Source organism: Pseudomonas leptonychotis (genome assembly GCF_004920405.1).
GTDB lineage: Bacteria > Pseudomonadota > Gammaproteobacteria > Pseudomonadales > Pseudomonadaceae > Aquipseudomonas > Aquipseudomonas leptonychotis.
Genome location: NZ_RFLV01000001.1, coordinates 1,018,801 through 1,044,671, shown reverse-complemented (window position 1 = coordinate 1,044,671; position 25,871 = coordinate 1,018,801). Strand labels below are relative to the sequence as shown.

Sequence of the window (25,871 nt, the reverse complement as noted above, 5' to 3'; positions counted from 1 at the left end):
CCGCGGTAAAGGTGGATGAAAAGAACGTCATCCACCCTACGGATTTGGCCCGTTGCAGATTGCATCCGCGCCTGCGTTCAAATTCCTTGCAGGCTGAGCCAATCCTTCCAGCGGATACGTTCATCGCGTACCAGCCAGCCATCCTGTGGCGCAAAGCTTTCCGCCAACCACAGGCCGCGGGTGCTGGCAGGTGATAGTTGGCCTTGCTTAAGGGTCAGTAGCTCGGTGGTCGGGCGGCCCTGATCCAGCGGGATCAGAAACAGGTCGGGGCGGGCGCGGTTGAGGCGGGCGATCAGTTGGCCGCCCTCAAGGTGTTCGTCGACGTGCAACAGGCTGAGTTCACGCGTTTCCTTGGGCAGGTCCAGGCGCAGGTCATACACCAGTTGCAGTGAGGCGGTTGGCAGGTGCACATAGGCGCGTGGGCGTTCAAGTAACTTGAGGTTGCCGCATTGCACCGGCCGCGCTGCGCCGGACAGTGAGCGCAGGTTGAAGTGGACGCTTTCCCGGTAGCGGAGGCTGCTCTGGTAGGGGGTTGGCAGCCAGGTGTCGCCAAAGCGGCCGCTCAGCCAGCCGTCTGGGGTTTCCAGCAGACATTCTTCGGCCACTTCCTGGATCGCGGTGAGCAGCGGCAGGTTGAGTTCATGGGCCGGCACGTAGCCGGAGATCAGTTTGAGCACCACGTCGCCACGGTCGGCCCGGCGCTGACGCACCAGCACCCAGTATTCTCGGCCTTGCCAGCTGAGGGTCAGACGCACCGAAACACCCAGGTTAGCCAGCTCCACGCTAAAGCGCTGGTTATCGGCTACCGTCACCGGTTTGCGCTTCTCCAGTACCTGGGCAAAGTTGAGCGGCATGCCCATACCCTGATAGCTCAAGCCTTCCGGGCTGGCTTCGACCAACAGTTGCAGGGTCTTGAAGTTGCTGGGGTCTTTTCGGGTCAGGGTGCGCGGCATCGCAACTCCTCGCGGGCATGGGTACGGCCTGTGAGCTTGGCACAGATGAGCGGGCCTGAATGGTTAAGCAATATCCTGAATTACAGCGGCGGCGCTGGCGACGTTATGCGCCAGATGCTGCGGGTTGATGGTGCCGATAATCGCGCTGGCGGCGGCGGGGTGGCCAAAAATCAACTCGAAGCTGGCCCGCACAGGGTCGGTGCCGGCCAGGCAGGCGTGGCCGCTGGCCAGGGCTTTTTTGATCAGGATGCCTTTGCCATGCAGGGCCGCGTAATCCAGCACGGCCTGTTCGGCCTGCTCATTGAGGTTGTAGGTGACCATCGCGCAGTCGCCCAGCTCCAATGCCAGTAGGCCACCTTCGACGGTTTTTCCGGAAAGGCCGAAAGCGCGAATTTTGCCTTCGCGTTTGAGTTCGGCGAGGGTTTCGTACACGCCACTGTCGCGCAAAATCGCCACATCATTGCCGTCAGAGTGCACCAGTACCAGGTCGATAAAGTCGGTTTCCAGGCGCTTGAGGCTGCGCTCCACCGAGAAGCGTGTGTGCGTCGGGCTGAAGTCGAAATGCGACTGGCCAGCGTCGTACTCTTCACCGACTTTGCTGGCTATTACCCAATGTTGGCGCTGCCCCCGCAGCAACGGGCCGAGGCGCGTTTCACTGGTGCCGTAGGCTGGCGCGGTGTCGATCAGGTTAATGCCCAGGTCATGAGCCTGCGCCAGCAGGTCGCGCGCCGCGGCATCACTGGGGATGGTAAAGCCGTGGGGGTACTTCACCCCTTGGTCACGCCCTAACTTGACGGTGCCCAGGCCCAGTGGTGAGACCCGTAAGCCGGTTGTGCCCAGTGGGCGGTGCAGGTTGTGCAAACTGTGCAGTGGGTGCATCAGAACAGTTCCTCCCAGGCCGGGGCGGCGACGATCGGGCGTGGCAACGCCGGCAGTGGCGAATGCTGTGCGGGCTGAATACCGTCACGGTTAAGGGCGGTCAGTACGCGGTCGGCGAAATCCGGGGCTAAAGCCAGTTTAGTTGGCCAGCCCACCAGCAGTTTGCTCTGTTCGTGCAGGAAGGCGTTATCGGGGCGGACTAGGCCCGACTGCGCCGGCTCGGCGCGTTCCACTCTTAGCGTGGCCCATTGCGCGGCCGACAGGTCGACCCACGGTAGCAGCTCGGCCAGCTCTTTCTGCGCCGCCTGGATTTGCGCCGCCTCATTGCGGGCCACACCCTCTGCTTCGGCTAAGTCGCCACCGAGGTACCAGACCCATTGGCCATCAGCGGCGGGGTGGGTGGTGATGGTCACGCGCGGTTTCGGCCCACCGCCTAAGCAGTGGGCATACAGCGGCTTCAACGTCGGCCCTTTGACCAGAACCATATGCAGCGGTCGTAGCTGCTGGGGGGGTTGGCTCAGGCCGAGGCTGCTCAGCAGTTCGGCATTGCCGCGACCGGCGCTGAGCACGATGCGCTGCGCACGTATCTCGCGCCCATCGACGATCAGCCCGGTCAGTTCGCCCTGTTCTCGCAACGGTTCGATGCGCTCGGCGGCCATCAGGCCATCGCCGGCCAGCGCGCTGAGGCGGCTGATCAGGCTCGGTACATCCAGCACCAGCTCGGCCAGGCGATAGACCTTGCCCTTGAATTTTGGGTGTTGCAGGGCGGGAGGTAATTGCTCGCCCTTGACCTGATCAACCCGGCCGCGCACGGCCTTGCTGGCAAAGAAACTGGTGATATTGCCGGCCAGGCTGCCGGGCGACCACAGGTAGTGGGCGTCGGAGAGCAGGCGTACGCCCGTGAGGTCCAACTCGCCGCTACCGGCCAGGGCCTCGCGCCAACGCCGTGGCATATCGGCGATGGCTTCGGAGGCGCCGGTCAACGCGCCATGCAGCGCGTACTTGGCGCCGCCGTGGATGATGCCTTGGGATTTCACGCTCTGCCCGCCGCCGAGGCGGGCATTTTCCACCAGCACAGTGGCAAAACCCTGGCGGCGTAAACGCGCATTTAGCCAGAGGCCTGCCACACCGCCGCCAATGATCAAAACATCAGTGCTTAATGCCTGGGACATGCATGCGTCTCACCGAGAAAACAGGCGCGCAGTATAACCCGCTCGCGCTGCCGCCTTGCCTCGAAGCCTGTTTTTAACGCCACAGAGTCGACGTGCAGCAGGCGTGAGTCGGCTCTCAGTGGCCGACGCTCTGCGAGAACAGCTGAATCACTACCACGCCGGCGACGATCAAGCCCATGCCGAGCATGGCGGGCAAATCGAGGCGCTGCTGGTAAAGAAACACTGCCGCAATACTCACCAGCACGATGCCTAAGCCCGCCCATACCGCATAGGCAACGCCGACCGGAATGGTCTTTACCACCAGGCTGAGCATCCAGAACGAAATGCTGTAGCCGACGATGACCAGTAACAGTGGTAGAGGTTTGTTGAAACCATCCAGGGCTTTCATCGACGTAGTGGCGATGACTTCAGCGGTGATGGCAATTGCGAGATAGAGATAGCCGCCCATGGTGTGGCCTCCTGTGTGGTCTGCACGCCATTCTAGATATTTAGCGGATAGGATAAAGTCATTACCTATCTGAATTGGAGATGGGTTATGCAGTGGAACCTGGAGCAGATCCGCCTGTTTGTCAGCGTCGCCGAAGGGCACTCGTTTTCGGCTGTTGGCCGCCAGATACACAAGGCGCAGTCGGCGGTGAGCAATGCGATTGCCTTGCTTGAGGCGGATCTGGGCGTGCTGCTCTTTGAGCGCAGCAGTGGCCGTCAACCGCGCCTGACGGATGCCGGTGGGGCGTTGCTGGAGGAGGCGCGTGAGGTGTTACGTCAATGCGAGCGTCTTGACGGGCGGGCGTTGGGGCTGGTGCGCGGCGAGGAGGTGCGCCTGCGTTTGGCGCAGGATGAGGCCATGCCTTATCAGCCGGTGCTCGACAGCCTGGAGGCGCTGGCCCAGAAGTTCCCGCTGTTGGAGGTGCAGCTGGCCAGTGGCGCCCAGGGCGATGTGGCGCGCAAGCTGCTGGAGCATCGCGCCGACCTAGGCCTGCTGTTCCACCACGAACACATGCCCGACGCGCTTGAGCGCCAACGTCTGGGCACCATCGAGATGGTGACGGTGTGTGGTGCAGGGCATGCCTTGGCGCATTTCGAACATGTTGATCGGCGAGAGCTGGCACGCCATCGCCAGCTGCTAATGGCGCCGCAGGACAGCCACTACCCCGGCGGTGAGCAGCTCAGTCCGTCGGTCTGGCGTGCTGACAGCTTCTACGTCATGGCCGAGCTGCTGATGCGTAATTTGGGCTGGGCTTGGTTGCCGCGTCACGTGGTGCAGTATCCGACCTATCAGAATCAGTTGGTGGAGTTGAGCAGCGATTGGACCCCGCCGCCGCTGGTGGTGGAGCTGGTCTGCAGGCGGGATGAGGCGCTCGGGCCGGCGGCGTTGTGGCTGGCGGAGTGCTTTGCCGAGCATCTACAGGCGATTGGCTGAGGAGGCCTGCGCCTGGCTCGACGATAGTGGCCAAAGTGCATAAGCTGCGCGCCATGAATAGAAGCCTCTACACCCTGCTGTTTCATCTCGGCCTGCCACTGGTGGCCGGGCGTTTAGCCTGGCGTGCCTGGCAGGCGCCGGCTTATGCCAAGCGTATCGGCGAGCGCTTTGCCCTTGGCTTGCCGCCGTTTAAAACCGGTGGCATCTGGCTGCATGCGGTGTCGGTGGGCGAGAGCATCGCCGCCGCGCCGCTGGTGCGCGAATTGCTGATGCGCTACCCGGATATGCCGATCACCATGACGTGCATGACCCCGACCGGCTCGGAGCGTATTCAGGCGCTGTTCGGCGGCGCGGAGTATGCCGGCCGCGTGCAGCACTGCTACCTGCCCTATGACTTGCCGTGGGCGGCGGCGCGGTTTCTCAAGCGGGTGCAGCCTAAGCTGGCAGTGATCATGGAAACCGAGTTGTGGCCCAACCATATTCACCAATGTGCCAAGCGCGGCATCCCTGTGGCGCTGGCCAATGCGCGGTTGTCCGAGCGCTCGGCACGGGGTTACGCGCGCTTTGCCAAGCTCACCGCGCCAATGCTCGCTGAGCTGGATTTGCTTGCCGTGCAAACGGCACTAGAAGCCGAGCGTTTTCGCAGTCTTGGCGCTCGACCGGAGTGCGTCGAGGTCACTGGCTCGATCAAGTTCGATCTAACCATTGATCCAGATTTGCTCACGCGCGCCGCGGCCTTGCGTGAGCAATGGCAGGCTACGCAGCGCCCGGTATGGATAGCTGCAAGCACGCATGCCGGTGAAGACGAGATCGTTCTCGCAGCTCACCGTGAGCTGCTCAAGCACAAGCCCGATGCATTGCTGATTCTGGTGCCGCGTCATCCTGAGCGTTTCAACGCGGTGTTTGAGCTGTGCCAGCGGCAAGGCTTCAGCACTTTACGTCGCTCTACCGGCGAAGCAGTGCAGGTCACTGATCAAGTGCTGCTTGGCGACACCATGGGCGAGCTGCTGTTTCTCTACGCCCTGGCCGATATCACCTTTGTCGGCGGCAGCCTGGTGGCCAATGGTGGGCATAACCTGCTGGAGCCGGCCGCGCTGGGTAAGCCGGTGTTGAGCGGGCCGCATCTGTTTAACTTCTTGGACATTGCCGCGCAGTTGCGTGCTGCTGGTGCGTTGAGCGAAGTGGCAGATGCTGACGCGCTGGCGCAGCGTGTTGCTCAGTTATGGCGTGAGCCTGAGGCGGCGCAGGCCATGCGTAATGCGGGATTGGCGGTGATGCAGGCTAATCAAGGTGCGCTGGCGCGTTTGTTGGCTGGGCTGGGGCAGTTGATGAAGAGCAAGCAGTGAGATAGGAGACGGGCACCTATTGGTGGGAGGGCCTTTCGTCGCGACAGTCGCGGTTAACCGCTCGCCGCTAAAGCGCCTGCCACTGATGCTGTGGCCATCTTTTTGCGTTGCGGCCAAGGTCGCGAAAAAGAGCTACCCAAGAAAAAGCCCGCTGAATTCAGCGGGCTTTTTCTTCATGCTCAACTCAGTATTGCGGGTTACCGCGCAGCTGGGCTTCGGCAGCCTTGGCCAGGTCTGGCGGCAGGAAGTCTTTATCCGGGTTGTAGTCGGATTTCAGGTACTGCTCCAGGGCAGCTAGGTCGTCCGGGCTGAGAGTGCCGGCGGCCTGCTTCAAACGCAGGTTGTTGAGGATGTAGTCGTAACGCGCGTTGTTGTAGTTGCGCACCGAGCTGTACAGCTGGCGCTGAGCATCGAGCACGTCAACGATATTGCGCGTGCCAACTTGGTAGCCGATTTCAGTGGCTTCCAGGGCGCTCTGGTTGGAGATGATCGACTGCTTACGCGCCTGCACGGTTTCCACGTCGGTGTTGACCGCGCGGTGCAGGTTGCGGGTGTTCTGCACCACTTGGCGGCGCAGGCTTTCACGCAATTGCTCACTCTGATTCAGGCGCTGATACGACTCACGCACCTGCGAGCTGGTCAGGCCGCCGCTGTACAGCGGGATATTCAGTTGCAGGCCGATGGAGCGTTGTTCAACGTCACCACCGAAGCGCGCCTGGCCAGGCGCGCCCGAGTTGCTGAAGCCCAGGCTGTCGTTGTCGCCTTTCTGGTAGCTGGCTACGGCATCCAGGGTCGGTGCGTGGCCGGACTTGCGTTGGCGCAGGGTCTCTTCGGCGGCTTCGACGGCGTAGTTGCTGGCCTGCAGGTTGAGGTTCTGCGCCGCGGCGGTATCGACCCAGGCTTTGGCGTCGTTAGGCGTGGGTGCGAGAATCGGCAAGCTGTGCTCGATGCCTTCCAGAGATGCGAAATCGCGGTTGGTCAGGGTGATCAGAGCCTCGAAGGCATCTTCCACCTGTTGTTGGGCGATGATGCGGTTGGCGCGGGCGGTGTCGAAGCCGGCTTGGGCTTCCAGTACATCGGTTTTATCCGACAGTCCCACATCGAAGCGCTCGTTGGACTGATCCAGTTGGCGCTTGAATGCGGCTTCTTCAGCCTTGGTCGATGCCAGGTTGTCTTGCGCGCGCAGCACGGCGAAATACGACTCAGCACTTTGCAGAATAAGATTTTGTTCGGTTGCAGACAGCTCTAGCGCAGCTTGCTCGTCGGTGGCTTGTGCGGCTTGCAGCTGGAACCAGCGATCAGCACGGAACAGCGGCTGGCTGAGGTTGGCCTGGTACACCGTACCGCTGCGCGAGCTGGTGTTGGCGGGCGAGTCAACCTGGGTGCGGGTGTCGCTCATGTTGGCGCCGGCCGATAGGTTCGGCAGCAAGCCGGCACGGGCCTGAGGAACCACTTCACGGCGCGCGGCATAGTCAGCACGGGCAGCGGCCAGATCAGCATTGTTGGCAGCAGCTTCCTGGTAAACCGTGACCAGGTCAGTTTTGGTGGACAGTGGGGCTTGTTCAGCAGCCCAGGCCATTCCGTTGGACGCGGCGGCCACGGCGAGAGCCAGAGAGAGTCTGCGCAACATGAGGGTGATCCTGAATTTGGCGGTAATCAGCAAGGCTAAGGGGCCGTGCCCAGAGGGTCAAGGGCCGTTGTGGCGGCTGCAGTGTAGTTTGCAACAAGCTATGTTGCCTGAGGGTAATAAATTAGGTGGCTTTGCTCGCGTCGTCATTATCCGACGTGTGGGTCATGAATATTTGACTCGCGGGTTGGTTTTCTTGCGTGGGGTTGATTAGACTGACGCCGTTCTTGTCGGGGTGCCCCAATTGCGGGGCTGAGATTGGCAGCTGCCGGATCCCGTTGAACCTGATCAGGTTAAAGCCTGCGTAGGGAACAAGATGGGCTCGCCTTTTCTCGGCCGCGCCCTCTGGCACCGCCCCAGGTGCGCCTCACGCTGCTCATCCCTCCCAGGTTCGCTCCGACATTCAGCCCCGGAGAGCCGCCGATGAGCACACAAGAAAAAAATCTGAACCCGATGTTGAGTGAATCCGCCCAGGTCGACCAGCAGTCGATCCAGCCCTTCACCCGTTCGCAGAAAGTCTATGTTCAGGGTTCGCGCCCGGACATTCTGGTGCCAATGCGGGAAATCAGCCTGGATGTCACCCCCACCGACTTCGGCGGTGAGATTAACGCCCCGGTAGTGGTCTACGACACGTCCGGCCCGTACACCGACCCGAACGTGATCATTGATGTGCGCAAAGGCTTGGGCGATGTGCGCTCTCCGTGGATTGAATCCCGTGGTGACACCGAGCGTTTACCGGGTCTGAGTTCGAACTTCGGCCAGCAGCGCCTGGCCGATGCCGAGCTGACCAAGCTGCGTTTCGCTCACGTGAATAACCCGCGCCGCGCCAAGGCCGGCGCTAACGTCAGCCAGATGCACTACGCGCGCAAAGGCATCATCACCGCCGAGATGGAATACGTCGCCATCCGCGAGAACATGAAGCTGGAAGTGGCGCGCGCCGCCGGCCTGCTCGAGCAACAGCACCCCGGTAACAGCTTCGGCGCCAGTGTGCCGAAAATCATTACTCCGGAATTCGTGCGTGACGAGATCGCCCGAGGTCGCGCGATCATCCCGGCCAACATCAACCACACCGAACTGGAACCGATGATCATCGGCCGTAACTTCCTGGTGAAGATCAACGGCAATATCGGCAACTCGGCGCTGGGTTCTTCGATTGAAGAGGAAGTGGCCAAGCTGACCTGGGGTATTCGCTGGGGTTCGGACACGGTCATGGACCTGTCCACCGGCAAACACATTCACGAAACCCGCGAGTGGATCATCCGTAACTCGCCGGTGCCAATCGGTACCGTGCCGATTTATCAGGCCCTGGAGAAAGTCGGCGGCGCCGCCGAAGAGCTGACCTGGGAGCTGTTCCGCGACACCCTGATCGAGCAGGCCGAGCAGGGCGTGGACTACTTCACCATCCACGCCGGTGTGCTGCTGCGCTATGTGCCGATGACCGCCAAGCGCGTCACCGGCATCGTTTCGCGCGGCGGCTCGATCATGGCCAAGTGGTGCCTGGCGCACCATAAAGAGAACTTCCTCTACACCCATTTCGAAGACATCTGCGAAATCATGAAGGCCTACGACGTCAGCTTCTCGCTGGGTGATGGCCTGCGTCCGGGTTCGATTGCCGACGCCAACGATGAAGCGCAGTTTGGCGAGCTGGAAACCCTCGGCGAGCTGACCAAGATCGCTTGGAAACACGACGTGCAATGCATGATCGAAGGCCCGGGCCATGTGCCGATGCAGTTGATCAAAGAGAACATGGATAAGCAGCTGGAATGCTGTGATGAGGCGCCGTTCTACACACTCGGCCCGCTGACCACCGACATTGCACCGGGCTACGACCACATCACCAGCGGCATCGGTGCGGCGATGATCGGCTGGTTCGGTTGCGCCATGCTCTGCTACGTCACGCCCAAGGAGCACCTCGGCCTGCCGAACAAGGATGACGTCAAGACCGGCATCATCACTTACAAGATCGCCGCCCATGCTGCGGACTTGGCCAAGGGCCATCCGGGCGCGCAGATCCGCGACAACGCATTGAGCAAGGCGCGCTTCGAATTCCGCTGGGAAGACCAGTTCAACCTCGGCCTCGATCCGGACACGGCGCGCAGCTACCACGACGAAACCCTGCCGAAGGATTCGGCCAAGGTCGCGCATTTCTGCTCCATGTGCGGGCCGAAGTTCTGCTCGATGAAGATCACCCAGGAAGTGCGGGTCTACGCTGAAGAGCAGCGTATCGCCGCACTGGAGCTGGATGAGGCGGAGTTGGGCATGCAGGCCAAGGCGGCTGAGTTCAAGTCGCAGGGCAGTGAGCTGTACCACAAGGTCTGAGAGCCAGGTCAAAGTCTGCTGCGCGTCGGCCATCCAGCGTTAAAAATGACCTCGGGATGCTCATTTACAGCCCGTAAACTCCGCTCCCTCGGTCATTTGACTCGCTGGCGCTCACCCTGCGGGCCAGCCTAGCGGCTGTTACTCCCGCTGGTCGTTGTGCCTTGTCTGGCTTTAGCTCGCGAGACGTTGAGCAGGCTCTAAGGCGTAAGTCTGGTTTGATCGAAACACCACCCAGGGTTTGCGCCCTGGGTGGTTTTTATTTTTTTCTGAGGTGGTTTTTATCGTGATGACGACCAACACCTACTCCCCGCACCAAAGCGTGGGCAGTAACCAGCGTGTGCTGGGTGCACGGGACATGTTCTCCCTGTGGTTCTCCCTGGGTATCGGCTTGATGGTCTTGCAGCTCGGGGCCTTGCTGGCGCCGGGGTTGGGCATGAGTGGCGCGTTGCTGGCGATTGCCTGCGGCACGGCCGTTGGCGTGCTGTTGCTGGGCGCTGTGGCCGTGATCGGCAGTGATACCGGTCGCTCCAGCATGGCCGCTTTGAAGCTCAGCCTGGGCAGCAAAGGGGCGCTGTTGCCGGCCTTGCTCAATGTGTTGCAGCTGATTGGCTGGGGCGCGTTTGAGATCATCGTGATGCGTGATGCCGCCGGTGTTTTGGCTGAGCGCGCATTCGGCGCGGGCACTGGTTGGAGCAACCCGCTGCTGTGGACGCTATTTTTTGGCGCGCTGGCCACATTGCTGGCAGTCACCGGGCCGCTGACCTTCGTGCGCAAAATATTACGCAAGTGGGGCATTTGGTTGTTGCTCGGGGCGTGCCTGTGGCTGACCTGGAACCTGTTCGATAAGGCTGATCTGGCCAGCATCTGGGCGCGTGGTGGTGATGGTTCGATGCCCTTTGCCCTGGGCTTTGATATTGCGATTGCCATGCCGCTGTCTTGGTTGCCGCTAATTGCCGACTATTCGCGCTTCGGCAAGAGTGCGGTGCGGGTGTTTGGTGGTACGGCGCTGGGTTTTTTCCTGGGTAATGTGTGGCTGATGAGCCTGGGCGTGGCCTATACCCTGGCGTTTGCCAGCGGTGCCGAGGCCAACGCGCTGCTGCTGGCGCTGGCTGGTGCTGGTCTGGGCATTCCGCTGCTGCTGATTCTGCTCGATGAGTCGGAAAACGCCTTCGCCGACATCCATTCGGCCGCAGTTTCCGCCGGGATCGTGCTGCCGCTGCGGGTTGAGTCATTGGCCCTGGCGATCGGAGTGTTGTGCACTCTGATTGCTTGGCTGGCACCGCTGGCCGAGTATCAGAATTTTCTGCTGTTGATCGGCTCGGTGTTTGCGCCGCTGTTTGGTGTGGTGTTGGTTGACCACTTTATTTTGCGCCGTCGCCGAGCCGAGCTGGCTCCCGTTTGCGCCTGGCGTGGCGATACGATGCTGGCCTGGGGCAGTGGGGCGGTGATTTATCACCTGCTCAGCCATTATGCGCCGGACATCGGTGCCACCTTGCCCGCGTTCTTAGTGGCGGCGGGGCTACAGTTAGTACTGGGGCATCTGAGTCGTAAGCGCCGCACGGTTATCCGCTGAGCGCGTCGGTCGGCGCGTAGTGGTTACGGCATAAAAAGTGCGCCTGTTTGCAGTACAGTCGAGGCGGTAGCTTGTCAGGCCTGTGCAGGCAGCGTGTAAGCTGCGCCGAACACGCAGGCCGCTAAGGCCTGCTGTTGCTTAGGTCCGTACAGTCTGTTGGAGTTTGCGATGAATGCTCAAGATGATGTCCAAGTGCTGGAGCGCGAGACCTGTTTTAGTGGCTTCTACAAGCTTGAGCGCCTGCGCCTGCGCCATCGTCAGTTTGCCGGTGACATGGGGCCGGAACTCAATCGCGAGCTGTTCGTGCGACATGATGCCGTCTGTGTGCTGCCCTACGATCCGCAGCGTGATTGTGTGGTGTTGATCGAGCAGTTCCGCGTTGGCGCGCTGAGCAAGAGTGCCAATCCCTGGCTGCTGGAGTTGGTGGCGGGCCTGATCGACAAGGACGAGCAGCCGGAAGAAGTGGCCCGTCGCGAAGCGCTGGAGGAAGCCAATCTACCGTTGAGTTCCTTGTGGCCCATTACCCAGTACTACCCGTCGCCCGGTGGCTCGAGTGAGCGCGTGCATCTGTTTATCGGCCGTTGTGACAGCGAAGGGGCGGGTGGCGTGTATGGCCTGGCTGAAGAGGGCGAGGATATTCGTGTGCATGTTTGGCCGCTCGAGGATGCTTTGGATGCAGTCAAGGACGGGCGTATCGACAACGCCGCCAGCATCATTGCGCTGCAATGGTTGGCGTTGAACCGTGTTGAAGTGCGGGGGCTGTGGTCGTGAACCTGCTGCGCGAGCGCTATCGGGTCGACCTGGTCGAGCTGCAGGCCGCTTGCGAGGCTAATTATGCGCGGCTGATGCAGCTGTTGCCGGCGATGCGCGAGGGGGCGGCGCCGCGCCGTGTGGCCTTGAGCCAGGGTGAGCGTTTGCTTGGCGTGCTGGCGCTGGAAGTGCTGGAAAGCTGCCCCTACACGTCGACGCTCTCCGTGCGCCAGGAGCACAGCCTGGCATGGCTGCCGGTGCCGCAGATGGAAGTGCGGGTGTATCACGATGCACGCATGGCTGAAGTGATTGGGGCGCAAAGCGCGCGGCGCTTTCGTGGGATCTATCCGTATCCCAATGCGGCGATGCATCAGCCGGATGAAAAGACCCAACTCAATCTGTTTTTGGGTGAATGGCTAAGCCACTGCTTGGCCTGTGGACATGAGCTGGAACCTGTCCGTTAGTTCAGTAAATCCAGGGTGATAAGCCGTCCTAGGCAAGCTAGCCTTAAAGGCAGTCGCTGGATTTACAGCGGACGTTCTGTGACCTATTCCCCTTTCACGGGTTTACCGTGGGCCGGGCTAGCCAGCATAATCCACGCATTCCGCTCAAGGAGAAGGTCTTGCCGGGCGCGCCGATTAAAACCACTGCTGTTGATCGCTCGGTACTGCTGGTGCAGTTATCCGACAGTCACTTGTTTGCCGACGCGGCAGGCAAGCTTTTGGGTATGGATACTCAGGACAGTTTGCAGCGGGTGATTGAGCGTGTGCTGCAAGAGCAACCGCAGATTGACCTGGTCCTGGCCAGTGGTGACCTCTCGCAGGATGGCAGTGCCGAGTCGTACCAGCGATTCCGTGAGGCGACCGCCGTCATTCCCGCGCCAGCGCGCTGGTTCCCCGGCAACCATGATGAAGTGCCGGCCATGCAGGCGGCTTGCCACGGCAGTGACCTGCTCGATCCGGTAATTGATCTGGGCAACTGGCGTGTGACCTTGCTCGATTCCTCGATCCCCGGTGCGGTACCTGGCTATCTCAGCGATCAGCAGCTTGCCTTGCTGGAGCGTGCGCTCAGCGAAGCGCCGGAGCGTCATCACCTGATTTGCCTGCATCACCACCCGGTGTCCATCGGTTGCAAATGGATGGAGCCGATCGGTTTACGCAACCCCGATGCTCTGTTTGCCGTGCTGGCGCGTTTTAACCAGGTGCGTGCGGTGCTCTGGGGGCATATCCATCAAGAGCTCGATCAGCAGCGTGGCCCGATTCGTCTGCTGGCGTCGCCCTCGACCTGCGTGCAGTTTGCACCAGGTAGTGAGGAGTTTCAGGTGGATAAAACCGCGCCTGGCTATCGCTGGCTGCGCCTGTTCGACGATGGTCGCCTGGAAACCGGGGTGTCGCGGGTGACGGGCATCACGTTCGAAATCGATTACACCATCAAAGGCTATTAAGGCCTTTGCAGTGCTCGGCTAACCGGTTGCAGCCGGTTGCCGCAACCGGTTAGCCTCCCGCCCATGACCACATCCATTCTCTATATTCACGGGCTTAATAGCTCGCCGACATCGCTCAAGGCCAGCTTGTTGCAGCGCGCGATGCAACAGCTGGGTCTTGGTGCGCAGCTGCGGGTGCCGGCTCTGCATCACCATCCGCATCAGGCGATTGTCCAGCTGGAAGCCCTGATTGCCGAGCTTGGTCGCCCCGTGCTGGTTGGCAGCTCGCTGGGCGGCTACTATGCGACCCACTTGGCCGAGCGCCATGGGTTGCCGGCGCTGTTGATCAATCCCGCCGTGCGCCCGCATCTGCGTTTCGATGGTTACCTCGGCCCACAGAAGAATTATTACAGCGATGAAACCTGGGAGCTGACCGCTGATCACGTATCGGCGTTGGCCGAGCTGGATGTGCCGGCTTTGTTAGACCCCGCGCGTTATCAGGTGTGGCTGCAAACCGCCGATGAAACCCTCGATTATCGTGACGCCCAGAGCTATTACCGCGCCTGCGCGCTGCGTATCCAGGCCGGCGGCGATCACGGCTTTCAGGGCTTTGCCGAGCGTTTGCCGATGCTCTTCGCTTTCGCCGGTATTGCCCGCCATCTGTGGCAGAATATCGACTTTTCCGCTCTCAATTGACGAACAAGAGACCCCATGGCCCAGCAAGGTTCTAGCTCTTACAACGCCGATGCCATCGAAGTCCTGTCCGGCCTCGACCCGGTGCGCAAGCGTCCGGGCATGTACACCGACACGTCGCGGCCCAACCATTTGGCCCAGGAAGTCATCGATAACAGCGTCGACGAAGCGTTGGCCGGGCATGCCAAATCGATTCAGGTGATCCTCCATGAGGATAACTCCCTGGAAGTGCTCGACGACGGTCGCGGTATGCCGGTGGATATTCACCCGGAAGAGGGCGTGCCAGGGGTTGAGCTGATCCTCACCAAGCTGCATGCGGGCGGCAAGTTCAGCAACAAGAACTACCAGTTTTCCGGCGGCCTGCATGGCGTGGGTATCTCGGTGGTCAACGCGCTGTCGACCAGCGTGATCGTCACGGTTAAACGCGACGGCAACGAGTATCAGATGAGCTTTGCTGACGGCTACAAGGCCAGCGATCTGGCCGTCGTCGGCACGGTGGGCAAGCGCAATACCGGCACCAGCGTGCACTTCTGGCCGGACCCTAAATATTTTGATGCCTTCAAGTTCTCGGTCAGCCGCCTCAAGCATGTTCTCAAGGCCAAAGCCGTGCTCTGCCCTGGTCTGGCGGTTAGCTTTGAGGACAAGGCCAGCGGCGAAAAAGTCGAGTGGATGTATGAAGACGGTCTGCGCTCCTACTTGGTCGATGCCGTCAGTGAATTTGAGCGCCTGCCGAGCGAGCCGTTCTGCGGCAGCCTGGCGGGTAACAAGGAAGCGGTAGATTGGGCGCTGCTGTGGCTGCCGGAAGGCGGCGACGCGGTGCAGGAAAGCTACGTCAACCTGATCCCCACCGCTCAAGGCGGTACCCATGTAAACGGTCTGCGCCAAGGCTTATTGGATGCCATGCGCGAGTTCTGCGAGTTCCGCAGCCTGCTGCCGCGCGGGGTCAAGCTGGCGCCGGAAGATATCTGGGAGCGCATCGCCTTCGTTCTGTCGATGAAGATGCAGGACGCACAGTTCTCCGGGCAGACCAAAGAGCGCCTGTCTTCGCGTGAGGCGGCCGCGTTCGTATCCGGAGTGGTCAAGGATGCGTTTAGTCTGTGGCTTAACGGCCATCCAGAACTCGGTCAGCAGCTCGCCGAGCTGGCGATCAGTAACGCCAACCGCCGCCTCAAGGCCGGCAAGAAGGTCGAGCGTAAACGCATTACCCAAGGCCCCGCGTTGCCTGGCAAGCTGGCCGATTGCGCTGGGCAGGACCCAATGCGTTCCGAGCTGTTTCTGGTGGAAGGTGACTCCGCCGGTGGCTCGGCCAAGCAGGCGCGAGACAAAGAGTTTCAGGCGATCTTGCCGCTGCGCGGGAAGATCCTGAATACCTGGGAAGTCGATGGTAGCGAAGTGCTGGCCAGCCAGGAAGTGCATAACATCGCCGTGGCAGTAGGCCTCGATCCAGGCTCAAGCGATTTGAGCCAGCTGCGCTACGGTAAAATTTGCATCCTCGCCGACGCCGACTCCGACGGGCTGCACATCGCCACCTTGCTCTGCGCTTTGTTCGTCCAGCATTTCCGCCCGCTGGTGGATGCCGGTCACGTCTATGTGGCGATGCCGCCGCTGTACCGGATCGACCTTGGCAAAGAGATTTTCTACGCCCTGGATGAAGCCGAGCGCGACGGTATCCTCGACCGCTTGGTGGCCGAGAAACGCCGTGGCAAGCCGCAAGTCACCCGCTTTAAAGGCCTGGGTGAAATGAACCCGCCGCAGCTGCGTGAAACCACCATGGACCCCAACACCCGGCGTTTGGTCCAGCTAACGCTGGAGGATTACCCCGGCACTCAGGAAATGATGGACATGCTGCTGGCGAAGAAACGCGCCGGTGACCGTAAATCCTGGCTGGAGTCCAAGGGCAACCTGGCCGAGGTGTTGCTCTGATGCAGCGGCGGTTAGCTGCCTGCCTGTTGCTCTGTGTACCGTTGCTGGCCAATGCGGCGGCACTGGATGAGTTGAAGTTGCTGAGCGAGCTACCGGTTAGCGGTGTCAGTGGCGGTAACCTGTCCGGGCTGGCCTGGTGCGACGGCGCGCTGTGGGCAGTGTCTGATCGTGATGATCAGCAGCTGTATCGGCTGGAGTCGGACGAGTCGCAATGGCAGGCCACCGCCGAGACCTTTGTCGCGCCACCTGCGCCGGATGTGCGTTTGCCCTGGGGATTGCGCATGCGCAGCTGGGTCGCCGGTCTGGTGCGCGGAGGCGAATTAGACTTCGAGGGGCTGAGTTGTGATGCCGCCGGTAATCGCTATTTGCTCAGTGAGGCCAAGGCTGCCGTGCTGCAGCTACCGGTTGTTGGTGAGCCTAATTGGCTGAAACTCCCTCAAGGCCAGGTGCGCCAGGCGCGGGCCAGCGGCATGTTGCTGCATTACAACTCGCTGCTAGAAGGTATTGCCGTTGATCCGGCGGGTGAGCGCCTGTACCTGGCGGCCGAGCGTATGCGTCGCGGTTTGCTGGTGGTGCACAAGCAGCGCAGCACGTGGCGGTGTACGGGTGGTTGCGTGCTATTCAGCGAGGCCGGTACTGAGCCTGCGCCTGCGCAGCTAGGGGAGAAAGAGCAACCGCGGGACTTTTCGGGGCTGTCCTTCCATAACGAAAAACTCTTCACCCTGGAGCGTCAGGCGCACCGTATTTGTCGGCGCAGCCTGGGCAATGGCCAGGTCGAGCGCTGTTGGTCATTTGCCGCTGAGGCATTGACCCCGGAGCGACGCTATCCGCCGTCCTATGGCCTGGCTGAGGCGCTGTGGGTGGATCAGGGCGGGGCCTGGATCGGGGTCGACAACGGTCGTTTCAGCCGGGCCGACGGTGAGTCGCGACCAATTATTTGGCGCTTTGCCGCACCTAAAGGCGGCTGGGGCAGCCGGCCGTGAGCAGTCAACCTGCTGGGAAGCGTGCCGGCCGTGTGATGCTGGTGCTGGCCTGGGGGGCGGCTCTGTTGCTGGCGACCAAGTTTTTCGGTGACTGGGAAGACGCTCAGCGTAACCCCAACCGTACGCCTGAATCTGTGCACGGCAGCGGCTATGTGGAGGTGCGCTTGGCCAGCAGCCGGCAGGGCCACTATATGGCCGACGGCAAGATCAATGGGCAGACCGTGACCTTTCTTCTCGATACCGGTGCGACTTCGGTGGCGGTGCCGGTCGAGGTGGCGCAGCGCTTGGGCTTGCAGGCCGGTGCAGCGATCACCATCAACACCGCCAATGGCCGCGCCACGGCGCACCGTACGCGCCTGCAGCGCTTGCAGTTGGGCGATATCGTGCTGACTGATGTGGATGCACTGATTGCCCCTGGCATGGGCGGCGATGACGTATTACTGGGCATGAGTGCCCTCAAGCAACTCGAATTTACCCAGCGCAGCGGCACCTTGATGCTGCGCCAGACAACATCGCAGCAACCCATTTCGCAACAACCCACTTTGAAATGAGGCACGCATGAGCGACTCCCTCGATTTGAGCCTGGACGGTGTTGAGCGCCGCTCTCTTGCCGATTTTACCGAGCAGGCTTACCTCAACTATTCCATGTACGTGATCATGGACCGCGCGTTGCCGCATATTGGCGACGGTTTGAAACCGGTGCAGCGGCGCATCATCTACGCCATGAGCGAGCTGGGCCTGGACGCTGACTCCAAGCACAAGAAATCGGCACGTACCGTCGGTGACGTACTCGGTAAGTTTCACCCGCATGGTGACAGTGCCTGCTACGAAGCCATGGTGCTGATGGCGCAGCCGTTCAGCTACCGCTACACCTTGGTCGATGGCCAGGGTAACTGGGGGGCGCCGGATGACCCCAAATCCTTTGCCGCCATGCGTTATACCGAGGCGCGTCTGTCGCGCTATGCCGAAGTGCTGCTTGGCGAGTTGGGGCAGGGCACCGTGGATTGGGTGCCGAACTTCGACGGCACTCTGGACGAGCCGGCGACGTTGCCGGCACGGCTGCCCAATTTGCTGCTCAATGGCACCACCGGTATTGCCGTGGGCATGGCCACCGATGTGCCGCCGCACAACCTGCGTGAAGTGGCGACGGCGTGCATCCGTTTGCTGGACGAGCCGAACGCCACGGTTGAGCAGCTCTGCGAACATGTCCTCGGGCCGGACTACCCGACTGAAGCGGAGATCATCACCCCGCGTAGCGACCTGCTAAAGATCTATGAAACTGGTAAAGGCTCGGTGCGTATGCGCGCCGTGTACCGTATTGAGGATGGTGACATTGTCGTCACCGCGCTGCCGCATCAGGTGTCCGGGGCCAAGGTGCTGGAGCAGATCGCCGCGCAAATGCAGGCGAAGAAGCTGCCGATGGTCGCTGATCTGCGCGATGAATCGGATCACGAACACCCGTGCCGTATCGTTATTATTCCGCGCTCCAACCGGGTGGATGCCGGCGAGCTGATGCAGCACCTGTTTGCCACCACGGAGCTTGAGTCCAGCTATCGGGTCAACACCAATGTGATTGGCTTGGACGGCAAGCCGTCGGTGAAAAACCTGCGCACTTTGCTCACCGAGTGGCTGACGTACCGGGTTAATACCGTGCGCCGGCGCCTGCAGTTCCGCTTGGACAAAGTCGAGCGTCGCCTGCACCTGTTGGAAGGCTTGCTGACTGCCTTTCTCAATCTCGATGAAGTGATCCACATCATCCGCACCGAGGACCAGCCCAAGCCGGTGCTGATGGCGCGTTTCGGTCTCGATGATATTCAGGCCGACTACATCCTCGACACCCGTCTGCGTCAGCTCGCGCGCCTTGAGGAAATGAAGATCCGTGGCGAGCAGGACGAACTGGCCAAGGAGCGCGCCAAGCTGCAGGCGTTGCTCGGCAGTGAAGCCAAGCTGAAAAAATTGGTGCGCCAAGAGATTCTCGAAGACGCCGAAAAATATGGCGACGACCGTCGCTCGCCGATTGTCGCCCGCGCTGAAGCCAAGGCGCTGAGCGAAACCGAGCTGATGCCGACTGAGCCCGTCACTGTGGTGATTTCGGAAAAAGGCTGGGTACGCTGCGGCAAAGGTCACGATATCGATGCCACCGGGCTGTCGTACAAAGCCGGTGATGGCTTCAAAACCTCAGCCCCTGGGCGTTCCAACCAGTTCGCCGTGTTTATCGACTCCACCGGACGCAGCTATTCGCTGGCGGCGCATTCGCTGCCATCGGCGCGCGGCCAGGGCGAGCCGTTAACCGGGCGCTTGCAGCCGCCGCCGGGCGCGACCTTCGAATGCGTACTGCTGCCCGATGACAGTGCGCTGTATGTGATTGCCTCTGATGCGGGTTACGGTTTTGTGGTCAAGGGTGAAGACCTGCAGGCCAAGAACAAGGCTGGCAAGGCACTGCTTAGCCTGCCTGCCGGCGCGCTGGTGGTGCCGCCGAAACCGCTGGGCAACCGTGAAGAAGATTGGCTCGCGGCGGTGACCACAGAGGGCCGTCTGCTGCTATTCCCTGTGCGCGATCTGCCGCAGCTGGGTAAAGGCAAGGGCAACAAGATCATTGGCATCCCCGGTGAGCGCGTGGCCAGCCGTGAGGAATACCTCACTGACCTGGCGGTGTTGCCTGTTGGTAGTACCTTGGTCTTGCAAGCCGGTAAGCGCACCTTGTCGCTCAAGGCTGATGATCTAGAGCACTACAAGGGCGAGCGCGGGCGGCGCGGTAACAAGCTGCCCCGTGGTTTCCAGCGTGTCGACAGCCTATTGGTCGAGGTCCAGGGCTAAGCGTTAGGCCCCACTCCGTTAGGCCCAGCGTGCTGGGCTGGAGTCGCGGGCGGCTTTCAAGGATGATACGCGGCCGTAAGGCGGGATCGGTTTAAGCGGCCCGCCGACACCTAATTTGTATGCACGCCGGCAGTCTTGCCGGCTGGATGAGAGAGATGACTGCACAGCGTTTACCCGCAATTTTACTGCTGGCTGGCCTGCTTGGCCTGGCGGGCTGTATGCGCTATCAGCAAGCGCCGTTGTACCAGCTCGACAGCGGCGATATCCGCGTGCCTTCAGCGGAGCAGGGCATCGCCGTGTTGCTCGGGCCGGTGGCGATTGCTGATTATCTACAGCGTGAAGCCCTGTTGCAGCGCCAGGCCGATGGTAGCCTGACCGCTGCCGACGATGCGCGTTGGGCCGGTAGCTTGGCGGCAGATCTGGACCAGCAGTTGCTGCGTCAGCTGGCCTCGCGGCTGGACAGCCAGCGACTGGTGCTAGCACCTGCCACCGCCGGTTTTGTGCCGCAGGTGCGTCTAGGGTTATCGATTACGCGCCTGGACTCCGGTCCGCAGCGCCCGGCCGTGCTGGAAGCGCAGTGGCGGCTTGCAGGAGCGGATGGCAAGTTGCTTGACGGGCGTTTGGTGCACCTGGAAGAAGGCCACAATGGCGGCATCGTCGATCAGGTGCGAGCGCAGAGCCTGGTGGTGCAACAACTGGTCGAGCAATTGGCCGTGGCCGTCGAAACGCACGGCACTCCGGCCCCGCAAGCGCCCGCGCCGACCCGCAAGCCTGCGCCGATAAAGCCCGCGCCGCCTGCTGCGCCGCGTATTCCAGTGGTTGAGCCAATGCGTGATGAAAGCGAAGTGTTCCGCTTTTAGCGATTAAGCACTCGCGCCTGTTTGAGTCGTTCAGTCAGGCGCGTGCGCTTAAATGCTTTCGTGCATGCGCGCCAGTTGGCGTTCCAGTAGCGATGGGTAGGGTTCTAGCAGGCGCTCAACGCAGCAGGCGCCTTGCGGGCTGGCGATGGCGCGAATGCGCGCGCGCTGGCTCACCAATGGATCGTCGGCAATGCTGCGTTCGACCAATAGTAGGTTGCGGCTGTGCTGTGACAGCGCCAGGGCACTTTGAGCCGTCTCGCTCAGCAATAGGTCGCCCTGGCTAAGATCACTGAGGTTTTCGCCCAGAGTCAGGCCAAGCTGCAGTTGCAGGGTGATGCCACTGTCCGCCACTTCGATCTGCAAGGCATGACCCAGGGCGCGCATCAGTTCGCCACAGCAGATGGCATGGGTCAGGTAGTCCTCGCCAATATCCAGCTGGTGGAACAGCATCAGGCTGCTGCCATCACTAAGGGTGTGTAACTCACCCTGATACAGGCTGGCAGCCCGGTCCAGGCAGTCGCGGTAACGCTGCAGCAACTCCATTAGGCGGCTGCGCGGCAGGCGGCGCAGCTGTTCCTGCGCACCCAGCTGGATCGCCAGTACAGCGCTGGGCAGGGGTTGCTGTGTGACAGGCGCTAGAGCGGGAGTGGGCTCAGGTTCGGCTTCATCGCGCAGCTCGGAAAATGGATCATCCAGCGTGCTGTCGGTGTAAGAGGTGGTGCGAGTATGCAGGGGCTCGGCGACGTCATCCCCCTCATCGAAGCGTTCATCGTGCAGATTGCGCACTTCGAAGTCCGGCTCATCGTCGAACGATTCAGGCAGGTAGTCGTCATCGTCCTGGGCGATCGGCTCGTCGTCATAGAACGGCTCTTCTTCCGGTTGCGCAGGCGTTTCTGGTATCAGACGAGCTTGTAGCTGGCGCGCCAGGTCGCCGATTTCATCTTGGCGGCCGGCGCCAGGTGCAGGGTCATCCGGGTCACGCAGCCATACCCGTAGTTGCAGCAATGGGGTGGAGATATGCCGGCCCAGACGCATGCTCAAGGACAGGGTAAGGGCCAGCAGGATCAGGCTGAGAATGCCCATGCTCTGCAGGCTGATGGTCATTGGTTGCTGGAATTGCTGCATGTCCAGGCTGATGCGCAGCTGCCCGGCGATGACTTCTTGGAAGGTGATCGGCGTCGAATACAGCCCCTCGGTTTCACCGAGCATGCTCTGGCTGGGGCGTGAGCCCGCTTCTGCGAGGATGCGGTTGTCTACGCTGTAGATCGCAGCGTGGGCTACCAGCGGATTTTTCACCAGATTATTGAGCAGCACATTGAGGCTGAGGATGTCGTTAGACACTAACAACTCTGTCGCCGAGGCGGCCGTCTGGGTGATCAGGCTGGTGCCCAGGGCTTCGGCCTGTTGCTGCATGGCATGTTTGAACTGCATGCCGATGACCCAGCCATAGATCACCAGTGCCAGGGCCACCAGCAATAAGCTGTGGCTGACAATGCGCAGCGCTAGGGGTATGCGCCGTTGGCGCAGGGCCTGGAACAGCAGCAGGAAGAAGTTATCGGGTTTTACGGGGGTAGGCCGGTTCACAGAGCTCGGCTCATGTTGACTGTAGGTGGCGCGCAGTATAACGGCGCCCCGACAGTGGGCAAAGCGCCGTGCGTGGCTGTTTACCCGTGAAAATGGGTAGAATGTGCGCCTTTCTTACGGCCTGTGATCTATTCAACAGGTCGCTGGCCCCGACACTGCCCCGGAGACCGAGCCTTGCGCGAAATCGTCCTGATCAATATCACTGGCGAAGATCGCCCTGGTTTGACTGCTGCCATCACCGGCGTCCTGGCCCAGGGCGGGGTGAATATCCTCGATATTGGCCAGGCGGTGATCCATGACACCCTGTCGTTCGGCATTCTGGTCGAGATTCCGGATACCGAGCGCGCCTCGTCGGTGCTCAAGGACATCCTGTTTACCGCCTACAAGCTCGACCAGCAGGTGCGTTTTACTCCGGTGTCGGAGGCCGATTATCAGCAGTGGGTCAGCGGTCAGGGCAAGGCCCGGCACATCGTGACTCTGCTGACGCGCAAGGTCACCGCCGAGCAGCTGCAGCGCGTGAGTGCGATTACCGCCCGCTACGACCTGAATATCGACCACATCGATCGCCTCTCCGGGCGCATGCCGCTGGATATGCCCGCCGAGCAAGGCAAAGGCTGCATCGAATTTTCAGTGCGCGGCGAGCCGGCTGATCCAGCGGCATTGCGCGCCGAGTTTCTGAGTGTGGCGCAGGAGTTGAACGTCGATATCGCCTTCCAGCAGGACTCGCTGTATCGGCGTAATCGCCGCCTAGCGGTGTTCGACATGGACTCGACGCTGATCGAAGCCGAGGTCATCGATGAGTTGGCCAAGGCAGCCGGCGTCGGTGAGCAGGTATCCGAGATTACCGAGCGCGCGATGCGTGGTGAATTGGACTTTGCCGCCAGCTTTCGCGAGCGCTTGGCGCTGCTAAAAGGCTTGCCGGAAACGGTGCTGGCCGACATCGGCGCCTCTCTGCGCCTGACCGAGGGGGCGGAGACGCTATTCAGCGAACTGCGTAGGCTGGGTTACAAAACAGCGATTCTATCTGGCGGCTTCACCTATTTTGCCAAGCAGTTGCAGGCCAAGCTGGGTATCGACTATGTGTTCGCCAACGAGTTGCAAATCGTCGATGGCTTGGTCACCGGTGTAGCGGTCGAACCGATCGTCGATGCGCAACGTAAAGCCGATCTGCTGCGTCAGCTGGCGGCCAAGGAGGGTTTGCGTCTAGAGCAGACGATTGCCGTGGGCGATGGCGCCAATGACCTGCCGATGCTGGCGATTGCCGGGCTGGGTGTGGCGTTTCGCGCCAAGCCACTGGTGAAGCAGTCAGCCAAGCAGGCGATTTCGACCCTGGGGCTGGATGGCATCCTCTATCTACTCGGTTTTCGCGACCGCGACGGCCTGGAGTAGATAACGGGCAAACAAAAGCCGCCCTCGGGCGGCTTTTTCATTGCAGCGGGATTACTCGTCTTCAGCCGAGAAGTCGTAGTCCATCGATTGGCTCGGGCCCTGCAGATAGTGGCCCTGGATATAGTTGACTCCGGCCTGCCACAGTGTGGCTAGCACGCTGGCACTCTCGACGAATGGCACGATGGTCAGCTTCGCCTGGGAGTGCAGGCTGGCCAGCATGGTTTTCAGTGCTTCCTGATTTTCAGCGCTGCTCAAGTCTTGGGAGAACGAGCTGTCGACTTTGACAAAGTCGATATGCAAGTGTTTGAGCGTATTGAAAGGATTGAGCGAGCAGCCGAACTGGGTCAGTGCTGTTTTGCAATGCAGCTGATTGAGGCCTTGGGTAATGGTTTTGGCCTGTTTCAGGTAGGCAATTGCATCCGGCTCATTGAGCTGGAACACCAGCGAGTCCGACGGCAGGCGTGCGGCTTTTAGGGCCACGCTCAGCCACGGTAGAAGGGTCTGGTCCTGCACGCTGGCGCTCGATAGGTGGACGAACAGGCGCGTGTTGTGACCTTTGCTGCGGTGGTCCGCGAGCAGTTTGATGGAGTTGAGAATTACCCAGCGATCAATTTTTTCAGCAAGCCCCGCGTCTTTAGCGGCACTGAACAATTCTACGGGTGGAATTTCTTCACCCTGAGGGCCGATCAGGCGCAACAGCGCTTCATAGTGTTCAAAGCTGTCGCCGCGCAAGCTGATGATCGGCTGGAACAACAGGCTGAAACTGTTTTTCTCCAATGCCTGTTGCACCATCGCGACAATATTGCCGCGACTCGCGGCTGCTGCCAGCTCGTCGGCCGGGTTGAACAGTTTGATGGCGTTGCCATCGCTCAGCTCATCGGCGCAGCGGTGGGCGCGGTCGACCACGTCCTGAGCCTTGGTGGTTCTTTCGTTGAGCCCGGCGACCCCTATCGATAGGGTGCTTTGCACGGTACGGCCGCTGACGTCGAACAGGTGGCTCTCGACCTTTTTCAGCAGATCACTCAGGTTCTCACGGGTGCTTTCCGGGCTGACTCCGGGTTGCAGTACGGCAAATACGTCATCCCCAAAGCGCGCCAGCTGAGCGTCGGTGCTGAAGTAGGCCCGTAATAGATTGGCCAGGTCGGTGAGCAGAATATCGATGCCTGCCAGGCCAATGTCGGCGAGCAGGGTGGCGTAACTATCAACTCGGATGTAGGCCAGCGTGGAGGGCTGACCGGCATTCACCGCACGCTCAGCCGCGCTGTCCATCAGTCCGAGGAAGTGGGTGCGATTGAACAGGCCGGTGACCAGATCCTGGCTGCTGATTTCGCGCAGTTTTTCTTCCAGTTCGGCGTTGCCGGTTTCGGCGCGAATCACCACTTGGATGCAGGGCTCACCATCGTAGGTGGCCGGTGAGAAGCTCATTTGCGCCGGGAAGCTTTGGCCGTTGGCTTTTAGTCCGTTGCAATTGAGCTCGGCATGGCCTTCGGCGCTGTGATAGCTCTTCAAGAAGTCTTTAAAGCCGGCCTGGTCGCTGCTGCCGATCAGGTCGATCATCGGTATGCCTTCGAGCTCGTCCGCGTCTTCGTAGGCGAACAGCTCAAGGTAAGCGCGGTTGGCATAGATGTGCATGCCGTCATGCACATAGGTGATGGCATCGACGGAACTGTCGAGCAGCAGCTGGCAGCGCTTTTCTGCTTCGCGCAGCGCCACTTCAGAGGCGCGGCGTGCGCGGCGCTCTTCCAGATTCGCCAGCTCGCGCTTAGCTACCAGTACCAGGCGCTCGTCTTCACCTTGCGGTAACGCGTCCTGGGCACCGAGCATCAAGGCTTCGGTGATGCTGTCGGAATCGTTGTCGGCGAGCAGCTGAATGACCGGAATATCCTTGGCCTGACGGCGAATCGCACCAATGGCTTCACTCGGCGACAGTTGTTCGCTGCTTGGTGCGCAAATCAGCAGGTCCCAGCTTTGCTGCAGGGCCTCGTTGAGGTCGTCGCTGGAGCTCAGGCGATGCACGCGGGTTGCCCGCCCTGCATTACGGAACAGGCTGACCAGACGCTCGGCCTCGTTCTGCGAGTCTTCGAGTATCAGTAGCCGAATGGTTTTTTTTTCTATGGCCATGGTGTGGTATCAAATCTGCGCCGAACGGGCGCGAAAAGG

The 25,871-nt window shown here is 61.0% G+C and carries 21 protein-coding genes and 1 riboswitch; of the genes, 14 read left to right on the top strand and 7 right to left on the bottom strand.

Going from position 1 to position 25,871, the window contains the following annotated elements:
• Positions 1–77: 77 nt before the first annotated feature.
• The 4 genes from D8779_RS04745 to D8779_RS04730 all read right to left on the bottom strand — a co-directional run bounded on the left by D8779_RS04745 (position 78) and on the right by D8779_RS04730 (position 3,452).
• Positions 78–953, bottom strand: coding sequence for a metal ABC transporter ATPase (locus D8779_RS04745; protein WP_136663297.1), 876 nt, complete (start codon positions 951–953; stop codon positions 78–80).
• Between the two features lie 63 nt (positions 954–1,016).
• A complete protein-coding gene (locus tag D8779_RS04740) occupies positions 1,017–1,832 on the bottom strand; it encodes an aldo/keto reductase (RefSeq protein ID WP_136663296.1) in 816 nt (271 codons plus the stop codon).
• Positions 1,832–3,004 carry an NAD(P)/FAD-dependent oxidoreductase gene (locus D8779_RS04735; protein ID WP_136663295.1) on the bottom strand — a complete coding sequence of 391 codons (1,173 nt, stop codon included), beginning with the start codon at positions 3,002–3,004 and terminating at the stop codon, positions 1,832–1,834. Before D8779_RS04735 ends, D8779_RS04740 begins: the two co-directional genes overlap by 1 nt.
• A 115-nt stretch (positions 3,005–3,119) precedes the next feature.
• A complete protein-coding gene (locus D8779_RS04730; RefSeq protein WP_136663294.1) occupies positions 3,120–3,452 on the bottom strand; it encodes a DMT family transporter in 333 nt (110 codons plus the stop codon).
• An 87-nt stretch (positions 3,453–3,539) separates the two neighbouring features.
• On the opposite strand from D8779_RS04730, the gene D8779_RS04725 reads away from it, so the two are divergent.
• Positions 3,540–4,424: a LysR family transcriptional regulator gene (locus tag D8779_RS04725; RefSeq protein WP_136663293.1), complete on the top strand. Its 885-nt coding sequence runs from the start codon at positions 3,540–3,542 to the stop codon at positions 4,422–4,424.
• 53 nt (positions 4,425–4,477) lie between these two features.
• A complete protein-coding gene (gene waaA, locus D8779_RS04720; RefSeq protein ID WP_136663292.1) occupies positions 4,478–5,770 on the top strand; it encodes a lipid IV(A) 3-deoxy-D-manno-octulosonic acid transferase in 1,293 nt (430 codons plus the stop codon).
• Positions 5,771–5,954: 184 nt separating this feature from the next.
• Here the strand turns inward: waaA and D8779_RS04715 are convergent, their stop codons facing one another.
• Positions 5,955–7,400: a TolC family outer membrane protein gene (locus tag D8779_RS04715; protein WP_136663291.1), complete on the bottom strand. Its 1,446-nt coding sequence runs from the start codon at positions 7,398–7,400 to the stop codon at positions 5,955–5,957.
• 218 nt (positions 7,401–7,618) lie between these two features.
• Positions 7,619–7,725: riboswitch (TPP riboswitch) on the top strand.
• A 125-nt stretch (positions 7,726–7,850) separates the two neighbouring features.
• Here D8779_RS04715 and thiC point away from each other — a divergent pair.
• From thiC to D8779_RS04660, 11 genes are all read left to right on the top strand, one after another.
• On the top strand, positions 7,851–9,716 hold the full coding sequence (gene thiC, locus D8779_RS04710) for a phosphomethylpyrimidine synthase ThiC (protein ID WP_405121181.1): 1,866 nt from the start codon (positions 7,851–7,853) through the stop codon (positions 9,714–9,716).
• 286 nt (positions 9,717–10,002) lie between these two features.
• Entirely contained in the window at positions 10,003–11,289 is a 1,287-nt protein-coding gene (cytX, locus tag D8779_RS04705) for a putative hydroxymethylpyrimidine transporter CytX (RefSeq protein WP_420875595.1), read from the top strand.
• 168 nt (positions 11,290–11,457) lie between these two features.
• A complete protein-coding gene (locus D8779_RS04700) occupies positions 11,458–12,060 on the top strand; it encodes an NUDIX domain-containing protein (protein ID WP_136663289.1) in 603 nt (200 codons plus the stop codon).
• On the top strand, positions 12,051–12,503 hold the full coding sequence (locus tag D8779_RS04695) for a DUF1249 domain-containing protein (protein ID WP_136663288.1): 453 nt from the start codon (positions 12,051–12,053) through the stop codon (positions 12,501–12,503). The genes D8779_RS04700 and D8779_RS04695 overlap by 10 nt, the downstream gene beginning before the upstream one ends.
• 173 nt (positions 12,504–12,676) lie before the next feature.
• A complete protein-coding gene (gene cpdA, locus D8779_RS04690) occupies positions 12,677–13,483 on the top strand; it encodes a 3',5'-cyclic-AMP phosphodiesterase (protein ID WP_420875594.1) in 807 nt (268 codons plus the stop codon).
• 63 nt (positions 13,484–13,546) lie between these two features.
• Complete coding sequence (locus tag D8779_RS04685) at positions 13,547–14,158, top strand: YqiA/YcfP family alpha/beta fold hydrolase (RefSeq protein ID WP_136663287.1); 612 nt, start codon at positions 13,547–13,549, stop codon at positions 14,156–14,158.
• Positions 14,159–14,173: 15 nt separating this feature from the next.
• Positions 14,174–16,078, top strand: a complete 1,905-nt coding sequence (parE, locus tag D8779_RS04680; RefSeq protein ID WP_136663286.1) for a DNA topoisomerase IV subunit B — start codon at positions 14,174–14,176, stop codon at positions 16,076–16,078.
• Positions 16,078–17,061 carry an esterase-like activity of phytase family protein gene (locus tag D8779_RS04675; protein WP_136663285.1) on the top strand — a complete coding sequence of 328 codons (984 nt, stop codon included), beginning with the start codon at positions 16,078–16,080 and terminating at the stop codon, positions 17,059–17,061. Before parE ends, D8779_RS04675 begins: the two co-directional genes overlap by 1 nt.
• The gene (locus D8779_RS04670; protein ID WP_136663284.1) at positions 17,058–17,612 is read left to right on the top strand and encodes a retropepsin-like aspartic protease family protein; all 555 of its coding nucleotides are present in this window, start codon (positions 17,058–17,060) and stop codon (positions 17,610–17,612) included. The genes D8779_RS04675 and D8779_RS04670 overlap by 4 nt, the downstream gene beginning before the upstream one ends.
• Before the next feature lie 7 nt (positions 17,613–17,619).
• Entirely contained in the window at positions 17,620–19,878 is a 2,259-nt protein-coding gene (parC, locus tag D8779_RS04665; RefSeq protein ID WP_136663283.1) for a DNA topoisomerase IV subunit A, read from the top strand.
• Positions 19,879–20,033: 155 nt separating this feature from the next.
• Complete coding sequence (locus D8779_RS04660; RefSeq protein WP_136663282.1) at positions 20,034–20,738, top strand: PqiC family protein; 705 nt, start codon at positions 20,034–20,036, stop codon at positions 20,736–20,738.
• Positions 20,739–20,786: 48 nt separating this feature from the next.
• Here D8779_RS04660 and D8779_RS04655 read toward each other — a convergent pair whose 3' ends face one another.
• Complete coding sequence (locus tag D8779_RS04655) at positions 20,787–22,322, bottom strand: AhpA/YtjB family protein (protein ID WP_136663281.1); 1,536 nt, start codon at positions 22,320–22,322, stop codon at positions 20,787–20,789.
• A gap of 174 nt (positions 22,323–22,496) precedes the next feature.
• Here D8779_RS04655 and serB point away from each other — a divergent pair, with 174 nt between their 5' ends.
• On the top strand, positions 22,497–23,711 hold the full coding sequence (gene serB, locus D8779_RS04650; RefSeq protein WP_136663280.1) for a phosphoserine phosphatase SerB: 1,215 nt from the start codon (positions 22,497–22,499) through the stop codon (positions 23,709–23,711).
• Positions 23,712–23,762: 51 nt separating this feature from the next.
• Here the strand turns inward: serB and D8779_RS04645 are convergent, their stop codons facing one another.
• Positions 23,763–25,832 carry an EAL domain-containing response regulator gene (locus tag D8779_RS04645; protein ID WP_136663279.1) on the bottom strand — a complete coding sequence of 690 codons (2,070 nt, stop codon included), beginning with the start codon at positions 25,830–25,832 and terminating at the stop codon, positions 23,763–23,765.
• Positions 25,833–25,871 lie beyond the last annotated feature (39 nt).